This window comes from Paenibacillus sp. JT31N11 (genome assembly GCF_056269285.1).
The window spans coordinates 76,813-93,135 of the sequence record NZ_JBWDNQ010000005.1 but is presented as its reverse complement, the minus strand read 5'-3'; the positions used below and the strand labels follow the sequence as shown (position 1 = coordinate 93,135).

Genomic DNA, 16,323 nt, shown 5'->3' with positions numbered 1-16,323 from the left:
TTAATTTGTGAATCGCCATTGGTGATGACTTCAACCTTACTGCACATAAGTAAAAAAAACCCCGTCCTTCATTTGAACAAGACGGGTTTTTTTGTGTTTTTCATTAACACCGCCGAGTCTGTAGTTAGTAAGTTTGTATACGATCATAATTGATCCTCTCGCACAAAACGCATCCGTTAACACAAAAATGTGCGTACTGTTCAGAACAATCCGAAAGCGCTAATCTGTAAATGAAGAAAGTGAGGTGCAATGAAAATGTCGGAATACCGGCTGGCAATAGATAACAAGAGTATAGTGTGGGGGCAAAACTTTGATATTGAACCCTTCCTGAGGAAGAAATCCTCCATCGATACTGTAAGATGGCTTGAAAGCGGAAGGTTCGATTGGAATCTCCCCAGTGGAGTTTACCGGGCCAAGGATATCGTTCTGGAATTGGATAAGCTTCTGGAAGCCATTCTCGTTCAACTCGGGGAAGCAGCCCGTTCAGATACATTGTTTGACAACCTTCAGGCCAATTTGGCCATTTCCGGAAGAGAGTCTGTTTTACCGTTAGGTCCTCTGGGATTTGAGGATAAGGCCGGGGCCGAGCTTACTGTGCAAGCCAAAAATATAGGTGAACAATTGACCAATTGGGCGCGGGAGATTAATTCGCAGAAACGGGCATTTAAGCAGTATGGGGAGTCGACCTTGAACGGATTGAAGTTCAGAAGCTATTGTGAACACCATTTGGTCACGCCGCAAACAGTTGCCATGATTTTCGGACCCAAGGGCAGTCCGGATGTGATGCTGCTGTTTAATGAATATTTGCACCAATTTGTACTTCTGAGAGATGCCCTTCTCCCGTTTCAAAATTGGGAGGAAGTACCGATCGAGATTAAGGAAATTCAGAACTCCAAGGGTTTAAGATTTTTGGAAAGGGCCCGTACGGAATTTCTCACGGATTTGCTGGCAAGGAGAATGTCGCATAAGGCTATAGTGAAATTCACCCAAGGCGTATTAAGTCCTGATTTGTCCACAGTTGGATATGGGTTTCAATACCGCCTGGGAACCATACTGCCGGCAAGCCTGGGAAAATCAGTGGCTGAAGCTCCCAGATATCTGCTCCACTGGTATCCGGTACAGACCGTTTTATCCGGGACATCCGGCGAAATTGTTCCGGTTGCTTTCGACTACGAATTCCAGGATTATTATGCTGCTCCCCGTACTCAGGCAGGCCCGGATGAAATCGGTAGTAAGCTGGATCCCCTGACTGTAAAGCAAGAGGATGTTCATGAAGTGAAGATTATCACCGCCAGCATTGATTCTGATCGTGTCCTGCTGCAATTCAGCTTGCAGATGGAATCTTCTGTTTATGTTGTTGATCTCGGTCAGGCTTTCAGAGGCCACCGATTTATGTATCGCCCGGAGAAGGACTCCGGAACCGATCCCGGAACGGATCGGGTGAATCCGTCCAGCATCCACGAGCAATATGCCGGGAATTTATTGGATTTGCCAGGGTTGGTGACGAAGGATTCAGGCATTCAGTTCATCAGCAGCGGAGGTAACATTTTAGTCATATGGGCACTGCTGGGTAAACTGTATCCTGAAAATGTGGTACTGCTCGATAGTACCGGAGAGAAGGATTTAGAAACGGCCATCAATTCGGGAATAGGGTACGGTGCAAAATTTATAATAGGCTGAAAAACATCCTTCACGGTGCACGACTAGCTATCTCAGAGGAAGAATGGCACAGGATCGCGGATCGCATAATTTACTTTAGTTAGTTATCCGGACTCTTATAATGAAATTTTTATACTATATTGGAACGAAACAAGCAGCCGCAGGTAAAGCCTGCGGCTGCTTGTTTCGTTCGCGATTTTAATAAACATCCCGTTTTGTAAATGTAATAAAAGCTACCGCCAGCGCCGAAGCGCCCCAGACGAGCAGCACAAGCAGCGAGAAGCCCAGGGACATGCCTTCGACTGGCGGGGCCGCCTCCTCCAGATATCCAATGAGCTGAAGATTGACCATGAACAGATATTTGGCCGATTCCCATGATTCCACCATCGCGCTCAGGATCGTCCCGGCTATGAGGCAGGCGAGCATAACTCCCATAACCGCCGCTGTGCTGCGGAACAGGACCGAGAGCATGAACGTAATGGTCGCCACGATGAGGGATACGAACCAGGCCAGTCCCAGCTCCATAATAATAAACTGCCACTGCGGCAGTGTATGGACACCCGAGGCGTCAAGCAGCCCATTGCTCACGGAGAAGCCGGTCAGAACCGGCGCCGTCCAGCCCTGAAAGCCGAACACCACCCCGGATATAAGCGTGGACAGCAAACCGAACAAGGTGATAATCAGCGACACCGAGAGGGTAAGCGCCAAATATTTGCTGAGCAAAATCCGCCATCGCTTCACTTTGCGCGTCAGCAGAACCTTGATCGTTCCGGCACTGTACTCCGAGGACACAATATCAGCAGCAACGATCATCATCATGAGCGGCAGCAGCAGATTGATCCCGTTCTCCACAAAACCCCGCACAAAGGTCGGCGCGCCCGGCTCCGAGGGGTTAATATTATGGTCGAGGTAATATCGCTGCTGCTCAATCCGGACCTTCAGATTCTCTCCGTCATCCTCGGATGCCCGCCCGCTGGACAGCCGGTTCTCCCAGCCTGCAAGCTGCTGCTCCAGGGCGAGGCGCCAATCCACATCTCCAAACCGCTTGCGGTTCTCCTCGGCCTGGCGAAGCTGAGCGTAGGTGAACAGGGAAATCAGGATGGCGATAATGAAGGCGACAACCAGCAATCTCCTTTTTCCCGTCAATTTCACCATCTCATTGTAGACCAGATTATTCAATGCCTTCACCGCCCGTCAATTCGAGGAACAAATCCTCCAGCGAGGGAAGCCTGCGGCTCATTTCCGTCACCGTTACGCCCGCCTCCACCAGTGCCTGATTCCATCGCCCGATCTCCTGCCCCGGATAGGATGTCTTCACGATATCCCCTTCCGTTTCCACCGGATCCGTGAGACGCTGCAGCACCTGAATGCCCTGCGGCATGGGGGAAAGCCTCCAATGTACCCGCTCCTGATGGGCCAGCAGGTTATGGACGGTATCCACGCGGACGACCCGACCCTTGGATATAATGGCAACCCGGTCGCACATCAGCTGAATTTCGCTCAGCAGGTGGCTGGAGACCAGCACGCTCAGACCTTCCTCCTCCGCCAGATAGCGGATGAATTCCCGCATCTCCCGAATGCCGGAGGGATCGAGGCCATTGGTCGGCTCATCCAGAATGAGCACCTTCGGCCTTCCCAGCAGCGCCTGGGCGATGCCCAGCCGCTGGCGCATGCCCAGCGAATAGGTTTTCACCTTGTCGTGAATTCTCGCGTCCAGCCCGACCAGCCAGATGACTTCATTCATCCTCGCCTCATCGATCCCGTCCATCATCCGGGCAAAATACTCCAGGTTCCGCCAGCCGCTCAAATACGTATACAGCTCCGGATTCTCGACAATGCAGCCCATATTGCTCATCGCTTCGGAATACTGCTTATGCAGATCGTAGCCGCAGATGTGAATAGAGCCTGACGTCGGCTTGATCAGTCCGACCAGCATGCGGATCGTTGTCGTTTTCCCCGCTCCGTTGGGTCCAAGGAAACCGAATACCTCTCCTCGCCGCAGCTCAAAATCAAGATTATGGATAATTTCCCGCTTCCCGATAATTTTCCTGAGACCCTGGACAGCCAATGTGATCTCGCTCAACCCTTCACCCCCTGCCATGTAATCAGCGACGCGACCCGGTCCCCGATCAGACGGTATCCGGCTGCGTTGGGATGGAATAAGTCACGGGCCAAATAATCCTGAACCTTCAATTGAAACAGATCAAAGGTTGGAACAAGCACAGTCTGCGGATAGTCTGCCGCAACCTCGCCAGCTTTGTAGTTCCAGTCCCGGACAATCCTGGTCGTCGCTTCCGCATTCTGTAGGGCGCCAAACGGATTGTAGAGGCCAATGAGAAAAATACGGGCATCGGCGTTATTCTCCCGAATCTGCTTCAGAATGGATTTCAATTGAAGCAGATAAGCATCCTCAATCTTCTGTATGTGGGCAGGCTCCAGATTGCCCAGAGTCTGCCCGCCCTGGAACAAATCGTTCCCGCCTGTACTGACCACAATGACATCAGCAGCCTTGACTTCGTCCTTAATCCTGCTCTGCCCAAGCTGCTCGGACAGCTGGCTGGATACTTGTCCGTTCACGCCATAATTGCTCAGCACAATATCCTGCCCGGACTTCTCCTTCAGATCCTCCAGCAAATAACCGACATACCCCTTGCCCTCAGTGTCGCCGGTTCCCTTCGTTAACGAATCCCCAAGCGCCAGCAGCCGGAACGAACCGTCGTCCACAATAGGCTCAGGCGCCTCTTCCTCTGTGCCGGGAGTTGTCCCTTCTATAGGCGGAGCCGCTGCCGGCGCTCCGCTGAAGGTATCCTGCAGTGTCCAGGCCAAGCCTCCCGCCCATATCAGACAGGATACCGCCGATATGCCAATCAGCCACTTTATGGCTTTTTCCCTCATCATCTTCTTCTTGCCTCCCCTGCTGGGCGCTGCTTCAGACATATATAACATATTAAGCTGAAACCATACTTAAAAACCTGCCCCAAAAAAGCGCTGGAACAGGTTCATGACGAAGTGATTTTGATGTGAATCATGAGCAAGAACAGGGAGCCGCTCCACTCTTGCCTTTCTTCCTTTATCCCGCAGCAATCCTGCCCGGGCCGGCTGGTTTGGATTCCTTGATTTGCTTGCTTCTGAGCTGTCCGCACGCGGCATCGATATCGGTGCCGTGCTCCAGGCGGACGCTGCAGCTGACGCCCTGCTTCTTGAGCGTATCATAGAAAGCCCGTATCGACTCCTGCTCGCTTCTCTGATATTGGCTGTGCTCATCCACGGGATTGTAGGGAATGAGATTCACATTGGCCAGATGCTTGTTGTCCCCGATCAGCTCAGCCAGCTCAAGAGCCTGCTCCCTGTGATCATTGACATCCTTCAGCAAAATGTATTCCAGCGTGATCCGGCGGTTGGTTTTCTCCCAGTAATATTGGATCGCCTCCATCAGCTTCTCGATGGGAATCGCACGGTTGATTTTCATAATCCGCGTGCGAAGCTCATTATTGGGCGCATGCAGGGACACCGCCAGATTCACCTGCATATCTGAATCGGTGAATTCGATGATTTTATCCGCGAGGCCGCTGGTCGAAACCGTGATATGCCTTGCTCCGATAGCAAGCCCCTTATGGTCCTTAATGACCTGCAGGAAATCGGACAGATTCTCAAAATTATCGAACGGCTCGCCGATACCCATCACGACTACGTGGCTGACTTTGCCCTCCTGGCCGGCTTGATCAAGATGAAGCTGAACGTTCATGATTTGTTCCACGATTTCGCCGCTTGTCAAATCCCGGCTCTTGGGCAGCAGTCCGCTTGCGCAGAAGCTGCAGCCGATGTTGCAGCCCACCTGGGTCGTCACGCACACCGATAGTCCGAATTTATGCTTCATGAGCACCGTTTCGATCAGATTGCCGTCCACCAGCTTGAACAGGAACTTGATCGTGCCGTCAGCCGATTCCTGCTTCACATGCTCGGTCAGAGTCTGGATGACAAAATGCTCCTCCAGTACAGCGATGCATTCCGGATGGACATCAATCATGTCCGTGAAGGCCGTTACCCGCTTCCTGTACAGCCAATCCCATACCTGCGCGGCGCGGAACTTCCGATGTCCACGCTCCGACAGCCAGGCCGTCAGCTGATCCAGGGTCATTCCATATATAGATGCTTTATTCATTGGATATCCTCTTTTCAAAAACTTCGAAATGTAGGCGTTTCTTATGACAGAGAAGGGCTATGTTCGCCCATCTATTTATTATTGTCCCAAATTTTTTTTGCTAACACAAGGGGAGATCCATGAAAGGTAAGGCGAATCCCCGCCATGAACCCGTTTTATTTCAAAGCCTTGCGGACCTTCAGCAGCTTGCCCTTGATGTTCGTCGTCTGCATGACCTCAAGCACCAGCGGCCCTTTGCCATTCAAAATATCCACATAGGACACATTATCCTGTATCGTAATAATGCCGATATCCTCTGCGGTTACCCCTTCAATTCTGGCAATCGTGCCGACAAAATCAACGGCTCTGAGCTTCTTTTTCTTGCCGCCGTTGAAATTCAGCTTCATAATTCCCGCATTAATCTGCTCATTCTTGTCTTTCTTGAGCGTGGTCCGGGCATGCGACTTCGCTTCGAAGGCGGGTTCTCTCAGGGCAACCTGCTCTCTTGAAGGAGCCTTCATAACCGGAAGGGCAAACCCGATATACCGTTCAATGTCCGCCAGAAACTTGCCCTCGTGAGGGGTTGCGAACGTTATGGCCTTCCCCTGCTTGCCCGCGCGGCCGGTTCTTCCCGTACGATGGACATAGCTTTCCTTCTCCATGGGGAGATCGTAATTAATGACCAGCGATATATTATCGATATCAATGCCTCTGGCGGCGACATCGGTGGCGATCAGATAGCGGAACTGTCCGCGCCTGAACGCATTCATGACCTCGAACCGGACCTCTTGCTCGAGACCTCCATGAATCTTGTCGCATGAATAATCCAGCGCGGCCATTCGTATGAACAGCTGGTCCACCTGTTCCTTTGTCCGGCAGAAAATCATGCAGCTGTCCGGATTCTCGACGATGGTGACCGCCCGAAGCAAGGGCCATTTGTCGGCATCCTTCACCTCGATCAGAGAATGCTGAATCTGGTCCGTCGTGACCCCGGCTGCCTCAAGCTCGATATGAACAGGATTGTTCATATATTTCTGGCAAAGACTCTCCACATCCCGCGGCAGGGTCGCCGAGAACAGCATCGTCACCCTGCTTCCCGGCAGCGCCTGAATGATCGCCTCCACCTGCTCGATAAAGCCCATACTCAGCATCTCGTCGGCCTCATCTATAACCAGGCAGGCCAGACGGTCCAGCACAAGCGTGCCTCGCTGGATGTGGTCCAGCACACGCCCTGGAGTCCCGACGATCACATGGGTTCTCTGCTTTAATTCCGCTGTTTGAATGGCAAAGGGCTGCTTGCCGTAAAGAGCCGCGACCTTAATTCGTTTGAACCGCCCGATATGGGTCAAATCCTCTTTCACCTGGACCGCAAGCTCCCGTGTAGGAGTCAGAACTAGCGCCTGCGGCTTGTTCTCATTCCAGTCCGCCAGCTCACAGACCGGAATCCCGAATGCCGCGGTTTTTCCGCTTCCGGTTTGCGATTTCACCACCAGATCCTGCCTTGCAAGCGCCGCAGGCAGGACTTCCTGCTGCACCCCCGTTGGCGTTTCGTACCCGAGGCTGTCCAATGCTCTGATGATCTCTTCACTTATCGCATAGTCTTTGAATGACTGCTTACTCATAGGCCTGCCTCTTCCGTTATAGTTTCACTGCCGGTCGTTCATACAAACGGCGCCGCCTCTCTCGTCATGAAAGAAGCGGCGCCAGGTTCGAATATTAGAGAGAAGTCCACAACGCCGCACAGATTGAATATAAGAATGTTGACGCCGCGTATCTCTTCTTACATGGCTTTGATTTCAAGCAGTTCGTATTGGATAACGCCCATCGGGGCATTCACGCTGATGATGCTGCCCACGGATTTTCCCATCAGCGCCTTGCCGAGCGGGCTCTCGTAGGAGATTTTATTATCGGAAGCATCGGCCTCACTGGAGCCGACAAGCATGTATTCTAATTTTTCGGAAAATTCAACATCATTCAGAACCGCAATAAGGCCGATCTGAACAGTGGAGATATCCATGCTGTCATCCGCGACACGTGCTTTATTCAGCATTTTTTCCAGAACCATGATTCTCGTTTCCATGAAGGATTGGTCATTTTTGGCGGAATGATACTCACTGTTTTCCTTCAAATCGCCGTAGCTGATCGCGAGTTTAATACGGCTGGCCAGCTCCTTGCGTTTGACCGTCTTGAGATCATCCAGCTCGAACTCCAGCTTGGCCAGGCCTTCTTTGGTTAATATAATTTCTTCTTCCTTCGACATTCCCACAGCTCCCAATCGATTAAAAGCTCTATTTGTTATACTCTGCTTAATTCTAACCGATATGCAGGAATATAGCGATGGTTATAAAGGATGCCCTCTTTTTCCCTCATGCGAAAGAATCACAATTGCTATTTGTGCTGCCAGCGGCGTTTCGGCAGTAGGGGAAGCGGATGCGTTTCCTTGATCCGGATCTATCCCTTATACAAGCTTCCTGTCCCAGTGGCGGCGAGCCTCTAACGCATCCAAGAAGGCTTGGGCAAAATTCGCTGCAGCTTGTCCAATGATAACGCCTGGACCGCTGCCGATCCGCCCTCTTCCAGCCAACTCTTGCCGTCCTCGGCAGCGCCGATCGGCTTCGTTCCCGGGGGAAAGCGGTTTACAGCTCAGCAGAGCGAAGCTTCAGGGAAAATCCGGCGATGAAAACACCCAAACCGAATTGAAACTCCTCGTCCCAGTTGGAATTTGTCGTATAGGAGGCCAGACGGATCATATAGGGGAACTGATCCTCCGGTAATTGCGAATAAAATTGATTGTACTTCCCGCTCATCTTCTCCTGCGTATCCCCGTCTGCTCCGGCAAATTCCCTCAAGCGGGCCTCTTCCGCGACAAACCCAAGTACATGGTTTTTAAGCATGGAAGCCGCCCAGGGAATTTGATGATCCGGGAACCCCGCCGAGGCAAGGAGCTTATACAGCTTCTCGATTTGCAGCAAACGGTGATAGCCCATAGCAATCGTGGTATTGAAAATATCGACCGCGTCCCGGTAAGCATGGAGCGCCCGCCTGAACTGCTCCCCCCACTGCAGAAGCTGGTCGGTCCAGGGCAGGGCGGCATCCGGCCATACCATTTGTTCGCTTATTTTGTCAGCCAGCAGCTGAAGCAGCTGGTCTTTATCTTTGACATGGTAATACAGGGAGGCGGTTTTGACCTGCAATTTATCCGCTATTTTGCGCATGCTTAATTCCTTCAGGCCGATCTCATTCAATAAAAGCAGAGCCGTCTGCGTGATCCGGGCCTGGTCCAGCGGGATATGGGTTATCTCCTGCCCGTCTGAGTCGGAGGCTAAATTCTGAGGATAAATTCGTCTTCTCGCCATAAAGGATCTCCCCCTTTTATATGAGAAGTATAGCATAGCGCTCCCAGAGATCACCTGACCTGCAGCAATGGGAATTACTCCGGATGTCCGTCTGTATGTGGTCGGAAAGCCGTCATGCTGCGAGCACCTCGCGCTCGGCGCTGCGCGCGGTGCGGGCGCCTGGACGGGAAATCCTCTTTCATTTGAGAAGAATCTTTGCTCAGGAATTATGCCTCTTCACCAGCTGCAGCAAGAGGTCAATCAGCTGCCCCTTATCGTCGCCGATGCTCTCGAAAAATGCACGATCCGCCGCTTCGACGACTTGTACAGCCCGGGTGGCGAGATCATTGCATCGAAAAAGAACCTAACGCAAGCCGATTATACGGTTTGCGTAAGGCCCTTTAATGGTGCAGGAACGTTTAGAAATGCAATAAACCAAATCCTAATTACTTTCAGTTCCGAACCTTTTCGCGTATCCGGCGCGGGCACGCTGAATTACAATTTCGCGGTTGCGCGGCTCAGCATTCGTCACCAGTGACTCCAACAGTTTGCCGGCCACCAGCGTTACCTCCATAATGGCCTGATTGAACGCTTCCTCGTTCGCCTTGGAGGGCTTGGTGAAGCCCGAGATTTTCCTTACAAATTGAAGCGCAGCGGCTTGAATCTCATCTTCGGTAGCAGGTGGGTCAAAGTTGAAAAGCGGCTTAATATTCCGGCACATAGGCTTTCTCCTTTGCACGTAGTTTTTTTATTATCTTACTATACACGGCCGCTTCCGGCAAAATAGAACAGTAATTTAATAGAGATTACAGCACAAACAGCAGTTCGGGAATCGATAATGTCCCCGACTGCTGCTTGTTAAAGTATACTAATCTGTGTGCTTATCTCGTTGCCCTCTGAAAAGTAACAGGATATTGTTTGACGCCAAATACAAACGTACTTTGAATATAGGAAAGCGGAGCACCCGTTTTATAACGAATATCATTTAAACGCTCCGAGATCGCACGTAAAGCAACCTGGCCTTCAAGCCTCGCAAGCGGAGCACCCAGGCAGAAATGAATGCCAAAGCCAAATGAAAGATGGGCATTGGGCCGCCGATCGGCCAAAAAAACATCAGGCTCGGTAAATTTTGATTCGTCACGATTGGCCGATGCAATCCATGAAACCACCTGATCCCCTTTTTTGATCTGATTGCCGGCGATTTCAATATCTTCGGCTGCCACCCGTCCAATAGCCTGTATGGGCGGGTAATACCGAAGCACCTCCTCAATAAAACCGGGTATGGACTCAGGCTTCTCACGCAGCTGCTGCTGGATAGCCGTCTCTTCGGTAAGGACGCGGACCGCGTTCGTGATCAGATTGGTTGTGGTTTCATTCCCGGCAGCCAGGAGCAGGATGGAAAATCCGAGTATTTCCTGTTGACTCAGCTTCTGGCCTTCAATTTCGGCGGATAATAATAATGAGATCAGATCATTTTCAGGCTGGGCCTGGCGCTGAGCCGTAATCTGTGAGAAATAAGAAATCAACTCCTGTATGGCCTGTTCTCTCTCTTTCATGAGCTGCCCGAATGCTTCGTCTGTATTAACATCTGTCCCTTTGACGAGAATATCGGACCATTCTTTAAACAAATTCCGATCCTCCTTAGGAACACCAAGAAGCTCGGCTATGACGATAATGGGCAGCGGAGCAGCAAGATCATGTACGATATCCATTTCATTATTCGCAATAACGGCATCCATCAGCTCGTTGGTGATCGATTCAATGTGAGGCGCCATATCAGCTATAACCCTTGGAGTAAAGGTTTTGTTCACCAGTGCCCGCAGCTGCGTATGCCTCGGCGGATCCATCGTTAATATAGTTTCGGATCCTTTGCCCGATATTCCCCGATTCGAAGAAAAAGCAGACGGGTCCTTGAGGATGCGATGAACATCCTCGTAGCGAAACATATCCCAGCAATTACGGCTTTTATCATAACGAATAGGGGTGGTTTGACGCAGCATGTTGTATACAGGGAACGGATCCAGTCTCTTCTCCGCTGTGTCCAGCTCATTCATGGCGATCATATTCGCATATCGTTCCGTTTTCTTTGATTCCATCGGCCTGGTCTCCTTATCTCGTTTTATAGTAAATTTCCCAAGAATAATAAACCATTCACCTGTTCCTGAAACAATCCCGTTGACGGCAGCTCTATGAATACAAGTATATCTCTGTCAAATGCAGCAAAATGACAAAATTCGGGCAAACGCGATAGAAACCATGCCTCTGCATCCGGCTGCCGCTATCATTTGCGGCAGGTAACATCTTATCATCTATAGCGAAGCTCATGTGACGCGGTGCTTTTACTTACAACAGATGCATCTTCGCCTCCGCCTCATCCCAAGCCACCGTGTATCCATGTCCCTTGGCGCAAAAAATCGAAGAGGAGCTGTACAGCGGATCCGCGTCCTTCCGGTAGCCTTTTCGCTCGATGACCTCTTGTTCGTTATGACAGCGATCGTAGCCCCCGAAGACGAAATGAACGCTCCCTCTGCCATGCGTAAAAGAAGCGAGCTCCGTACTGTAATTCATAAAGGTGGCTACAGGGACTCTGCCCGTAATGACGGCATGGGTGGTCGTGGTTTGCGGTGGATCAAATTGTCCGGAGGCCCGCTGAATATCGGATAACACCCGGCCCATATCGTCCGCTTCCACTTTAATCTTAAAATCATAATAAGGCTCCAGCAGCAGGTTTTCCGCTTTCTCCAGGCCTTGTCTTAGCGCGCGGAAGGCCGCTTCGCGAAAATCCCCGCCATGCGTATGCTCATTGTGCGCGCCGCCCTTCAGCAGCGTAATCCGGATATCGGTAAGCGGCATACCCGTTAATAAACCATGATGCTCCCGCTCATAGAGATGGGTTCGGATCAGATTTTGATTGCCCACGCTCAAATCGCTCACATGACACGCGTTCACGAAAGTAATGCCGCTGCCACGCTCCCCCGGCTCCAGCCGCAGATGCACCTCCGCATAATGCTTGAGCGGCTCGAAGTGGCCGTATCCGTTCACGGTCGACTTAATCGTTTCCTTATACAGAATTTCCGGGCTGCCGAAGGAGACGCCGATTCCGAATCGTTCCGCCACAAGCTGCTCCAGCACTTCAAGCTGAATAAGACCCATAACGTGGATGTGGATTTCCTGCAGGCTTTCCTCCCAGATGACATTCAGGGACGGGTCCTCCGCATCCAGTATCCGGAAGGCTTTCAGCACATCCTTCGCGTTCAGGGAATCGGCGAAAATCACCTTCGACGTAAGCGTCGGCACCAGCTCATAGGCCAGCTTGTCCGAATAGATGCCGAGGCCTTGTCCGGCTTCGGCACTTGAGAGTCCGGTTACCGCGAACAGATCGCCCGCCGAGACCTGGTCGACCGTATGCGACTTGCTTCCGTTGAAGATGAAAAGCCGCGTCACCTTCTCGCAAATTTGCACATCTCCACCCCTATAGCACAGTTCATCGCGAACCTTCAGCGTCCCGCTTAACGCCTTGATGAAGGTCAGCCGCACACCATTGTGGTCATGGCGGATTTTATAGACGCGTCCCCCGAACGGAGCCTGCCTGTCATAATCCACTGTCGTCAGCAGATGCAGCTGATCCAGAAATTCGACAACGCCAATATCCTGCAAAGCAGAGCCGCTTGCGCAAGGAAAGAGCTGATGGCCGCGGATCTTAGCCTGCAGCGTCCGCAGCCAGAATGCCTGGTCCCCCGTTCCCGCGATAAACGTCTCCAATAACTGTTCATCCCGCTCCGCCATGCTTTCCAGCAAAGCCTCCCCGATCTCGCCATCCGCGAAATTCCCGGTCAGCATGCACACATCCTCTGTCAGATGCATGCGGATTTCCTCGACGACTTTGTCTGCATCCGCGCCTACCCGGTCTGTTTTATTGATAAAGAAGAACGTCGGAATGCGATGCTTGTGAAGCAGCTGCCAGACCGTTTCGGTATGACCCTGGACTCCCTCCACCGCACTGATGATGAGAATTGCATAATCCATGACCTGGACAGCCCGTTCCATCTCCGGCGAGAAATCGACATGCCCGGGCGTATCGATCAAATAATAGGTTGATCCCTTATACGACATAACGGCCTGGTCTGCAAATACGGTGATGCCCCTTGCCCGCTCGATGTCGTGGCTGTCGAGGTAAGCGTCCTTATGATCGACCCTGCCCCGCTCCCGAATGCTGTTTGTATGGTAAAGCAGCTGTTCGGCAAAGGTGGTTTTGCCCGCATCCACATGGGCGAACATGCCAATCGTTTTATGATTCATCGTATCCCCTTGATTTCACTATAGTCTGGTTTCATCTAGCCAAGCACAATCCGGTCATCCGACAATTGATGTCCGCTGATCCGTTCGAATTCACCAAGCAGCTGCGAGACGGTCAGGCTGCTTTTCCGCTCCCCGGGAACATCCAGTATGACGCGTCCTTTGTCCATCATGATCAGTCTGTTCCCAAGCCTGATTGCCTGCTCCATATTATGGGTAACCATTAAGGTTGTCAGCTTCATCTCGCGGACAATGCTCTCCGTCAGGCTGGTGATCAGCTCGGCCCTTGCGGGATCCAGAGCCGCCGTATGTTCATCCAGGAGAAGGATTTGCGGCTTTGTGAATGTAGCCATCAACAGGCTCAGCGCCTGGCGCTCTCCTCCCGACAAGAGCCCGACTTTGGCGTTCAGACGATTCTCCAGACCGATGCCAAGGCGCTGCAGCTGTTCACGGAAGATCCCGCGCTTCGTGAAAGTAACGCCCCGGCCGAGCCCCCGTTTCTTCCCCCGCGAGAGAGCCATAGCGAGATTCTCTTCGATCGTCATCCGGGGAGCTGTACCCGCCATCGGATCTTGAAATACCCTTCCAATCCAACGGCTTCTCCTGTATTCCGGAAGCTGCTGAATGGCATTGCCTTCGATTCGCACCTCGCCGAGGTCGGGCTTCATAACACCGGATATCACGTTCATCAAAGTGGACTTGCCTGCTCCGTTGCTTCCGATGACCGTAACGAAATCGCCAGGCTTGAATTGCAAGCTGATATTCATTAATGCGATTTTCTCATCTGAGGTGCCAGGGTTAAACAGCTTGGTAATATCCGTTAGCTGCAGCATTAGGCTCCCCCTCCCTTGCTGGAGGACGTCAACAATTCAGATGCCCGTTTGCGGGCAAGACCTCTTTGCTTCAACGCACGTTGAATGGTAGGCAGCAAGAGCGCGATTATGACGATAAGAGCCGTAATCAGCTTCATATCTGATGTTTCCAGCCACTCGATACGCAAGGCCAAGGCGTATATGATTCGGTACAGGATGGCTCCAAGAACAACGGCAAGCGTCGCCCGAAATACCGTTTTATTGCCGAATATCGCCTCGCCGATGATAACCGAAGCCAGTCCAAGAACAATCATCCCGACCCCCATGTTGATATCCGCAAAGCTTGATTGTTGTGCAATCAGCGCTCCGGAAACAGCAACCAATCCGTTCGACAGGCTCACGCCGACAATCGTCGTATTATCCGTATTCGCACCCAGGCTGCGGATCATTCTGGCGTTGTCGCCAGTCGCTCTAAGCGCAAGTCCGATGTCCGTATGAAGAAAAGCGTCCAGCAGCAGCTTGATAATCAAGGCAGCCAAAATCAGAACGGTCATATAAATGTATTTATCCTCCGAAATCGTTGTGAACATCGTGTCGATTCTGGAGAAGCCAATATTAGGTTTACCCAATATCCGCAGATTAATGGAATATAAGGCGATCATCATGAGAATTCCGGATAAGAGCCCGTTTATTTTCCCTTTCGTGTGGAGGAGACCCGTACACGCTCCGGCGGCCAGTCCAGCAGCGAATGCCGCTATGGTGGCGATCCAGGAATCATAGCCATGTGTAATCATAATCGCCGCTATGGCGCCGCCCGTCGTAAAGCTGCCATCGACAGTCAAATCGGGAAAGTCCAGAATGCGGTATGTAATATAAACCCCGAGTGCCATTACAGCGTACAAAAGACCAAGCTCACTTGCCCCTTGTATGGCCAGAATCATGTTATGCCCTCCTTAATAAAAGAGAAAAGGGGTGACGACAGGAGCCGTCCACCCCGATTGCAATTATTGAATAATATTATTTTCCTTATCCTGTACCTTTTCCTTCATTGCATCCGTCACAGTGATTCCGAATGCTTCCGCTGCTTTAAGATTAAGAATCAGATCCAGCTTGTCCGGTATGGTGATCTTCATATCCCCCGGGTTTTTACCGTTCTTCAGAATGTCGACAGCCATTTGGCCAACCTGGTATCCGTGATCGTAATATTTGAATCCCACCGTTGCAAAAGCTCCAGCTTCTACCGTATCCCGGTCACTGGAGAAGAATGGAAGCTTGTTATCGGCAGCTACCTTAATAATGGCATCCACGGCGCTCACGACTGTATTATCCAGCGTGATGTAAATGGCGTCCGCCCGGCCAACCAGGGATTGCGCCGCCTGCTGGACTTCGGAGGTGTTGGTAACCGGCGCTTTAACTAACTTGATATTATGGGCAGCCAAGGCTGTTTCTGCTTGCTTCGCCATAATCACGGAGTTGGATTCCCCTTCGTTGATGACAACGCCGACCGATTTAACAGTTGAAAAATTCTCGGCAATGAAATCCATTAATTGCGTAATGGCCGCCGGGTTCGAGTCGGAAGCTCCCGTGATGTTGCCGCCCGGTTTATCCAGATCGCTCACAATCTGGGCATCAAGCGGATCGGTAACTGCCGCAAATAAGACAGGCTTATCCTTGACATTATCAGCAAGAGCCAGTGCGGAAGGAGTGGCAATGCCCAGAACCAGATCGAACTTCTCCGAACCAAATTTCTGGGCGATTGACAGGTTGTTGCTTGACTCTCCCTGAGCGTTGTTATCATCGATTTTCAGGTTCTCGCCTTCAACAATGCCCGCATCCTTAAGCGCTGCCAGAAAACCTTCTTTGGTTGCATCCAGGGAAGGATGCGGCGCGTATTGGGAGATACCAATCGAATAGTTTGTTGCCGCAGGGCTCTCTGATGTTGAAGTATTTGTGGGGCTGGATGAACCGGCGTTTTCCTCTTTGGCTCCTCCACAGCCGGCTGCAGTAAGCAATAAGGCAGTAGATAGCGCGATAGTCGCCAACATTTTCCTTTTCATTATCAATACCCTCTTTCTATGTC

At 51.5% G+C, this 16,323-nt stretch carries 15 protein-coding genes; 1 reads left to right on the top strand and 14 read right to left on the bottom strand.

All coding sequences use genetic code 11. The features are described from left to right. Nucleotides 1-249: 249 nt before the first annotated feature. Complete coding sequence (locus AC0YNV_RS19005) at nt 250-1,680, top strand: hypothetical protein (protein WP_475769433.1); 1,431 nt, start codon at nt 250-252, stop codon at nt 1,678-1,680. A 177-nt stretch (nt 1,681-1,857) separates the two neighbouring features. Here the strand turns inward: AC0YNV_RS19005 and AC0YNV_RS19000 are convergent, their stop codons facing one another. From AC0YNV_RS19000 to AC0YNV_RS18935, 14 genes are all read right to left on the bottom strand, one after another. Then, nucleotides 1,858-2,838 carry an ABC transporter permease gene (locus tag AC0YNV_RS19000; RefSeq protein ID WP_475769432.1) on the bottom strand — a complete coding sequence of 327 codons (981 nt, stop codon included), beginning with the start codon at nt 2,836-2,838 and terminating at the stop codon, nt 1,858-1,860. Further along, the gene (locus AC0YNV_RS18995) at nt 2,831-3,760 is read right to left on the bottom strand and encodes an ABC transporter ATP-binding protein (RefSeq protein ID WP_475769431.1); all 930 of its coding nucleotides are present in this window, start codon (nt 3,758-3,760) and stop codon (nt 2,831-2,833) included. Before AC0YNV_RS18995 ends, AC0YNV_RS19000 begins: the two co-directional genes overlap by 8 nt. After that, entirely contained in the window at nt 3,739-4,557 is an 819-nt protein-coding gene (locus AC0YNV_RS18990) for a GDSL-type esterase/lipase family protein (RefSeq protein WP_475769430.1), read from the bottom strand. Before AC0YNV_RS18990 ends, AC0YNV_RS18995 begins: the two co-directional genes overlap by 22 nt. 172 nt (nt 4,558-4,729) lie before the next feature. Next, a complete protein-coding gene (rlmN, locus tag AC0YNV_RS18985; RefSeq protein ID WP_475769429.1) occupies nt 4,730-5,821 on the bottom strand; it encodes a dual-specificity RNA methyltransferase RlmN in 1,092 nt (363 codons plus the stop codon). Nucleotides 5,822-5,976: 155 nt separating this feature from the next. Continuing rightward, nucleotides 5,977-7,422, bottom strand: coding sequence for a DEAD/DEAH box helicase (locus tag AC0YNV_RS18980; protein WP_475769428.1), 1,446 nt, complete (start codon nt 7,420-7,422; stop codon nt 5,977-5,979). Nucleotides 7,423-7,580: 158 nt separating this feature from the next. Next, nucleotides 7,581-8,060 carry a transcription elongation factor GreA gene (greA, locus tag AC0YNV_RS18975; protein ID WP_210039243.1) on the bottom strand — a complete coding sequence of 160 codons (480 nt, stop codon included), beginning with the start codon at nt 8,058-8,060 and terminating at the stop codon, nt 7,581-7,583. A 198-nt stretch (nt 8,061-8,258) separates the two neighbouring features. Beyond that, nucleotides 8,259-8,384: a hypothetical protein gene (locus AC0YNV_RS18970; RefSeq protein WP_475769427.1), complete on the bottom strand. Its 126-nt coding sequence runs from the start codon at nt 8,382-8,384 to the stop codon at nt 8,259-8,261. Nucleotides 8,385-8,436: 52 nt separating this feature from the next. Next, nucleotides 8,437-9,156 carry a TetR/AcrR family transcriptional regulator C-terminal domain-containing protein gene (locus AC0YNV_RS18965; RefSeq protein ID WP_475769426.1) on the bottom strand — a complete coding sequence of 240 codons (720 nt, stop codon included), beginning with the start codon at nt 9,154-9,156 and terminating at the stop codon, nt 8,437-8,439. A 421-nt stretch (nt 9,157-9,577) separates the two neighbouring features. After that, nucleotides 9,578-9,856, bottom strand: a complete 279-nt coding sequence (locus tag AC0YNV_RS18960) for a DUF2277 domain-containing protein (RefSeq protein WP_210039247.1) — start codon at nt 9,854-9,856, stop codon at nt 9,578-9,580. 160 nt (nt 9,857-10,016) lie between these two features. Beyond that, the gene (locus AC0YNV_RS18955; protein ID WP_475769425.1) at nt 10,017-11,231 is read right to left on the bottom strand and encodes a cytochrome P450; all 1,215 of its coding nucleotides are present in this window, start codon (nt 11,229-11,231) and stop codon (nt 10,017-10,019) included. A gap of 247 nt (nt 11,232-11,478) precedes the next feature. Beyond that, on the bottom strand, nt 11,479-13,434 hold the full coding sequence (locus tag AC0YNV_RS18950; protein ID WP_475769424.1) for a GTP-binding protein: 1,956 nt from the start codon (nt 13,432-13,434) through the stop codon (nt 11,479-11,481). A gap of 35 nt (nt 13,435-13,469) precedes the next feature. Further along, nucleotides 13,470-14,264: an ABC transporter ATP-binding protein gene (locus AC0YNV_RS18945; protein WP_475769423.1), complete on the bottom strand. Its 795-nt coding sequence runs from the start codon at nt 14,262-14,264 to the stop codon at nt 13,470-13,472. Beyond that, a complete protein-coding gene (locus tag AC0YNV_RS18940) occupies nt 14,264-15,184 on the bottom strand; it encodes an ABC transporter permease (RefSeq protein WP_475769422.1) in 921 nt (306 codons plus the stop codon). Before AC0YNV_RS18940 ends, AC0YNV_RS18945 begins: the two co-directional genes overlap by 1 nt. Nucleotides 15,185-15,247: 63 nt before the next feature. Beyond that, entirely contained in the window at nt 15,248-16,300 is a 1,053-nt protein-coding gene (locus AC0YNV_RS18935; protein ID WP_475769421.1) for an ABC transporter substrate-binding protein, read from the bottom strand. Nucleotides 16,301-16,323 lie beyond the last annotated feature (23 nt).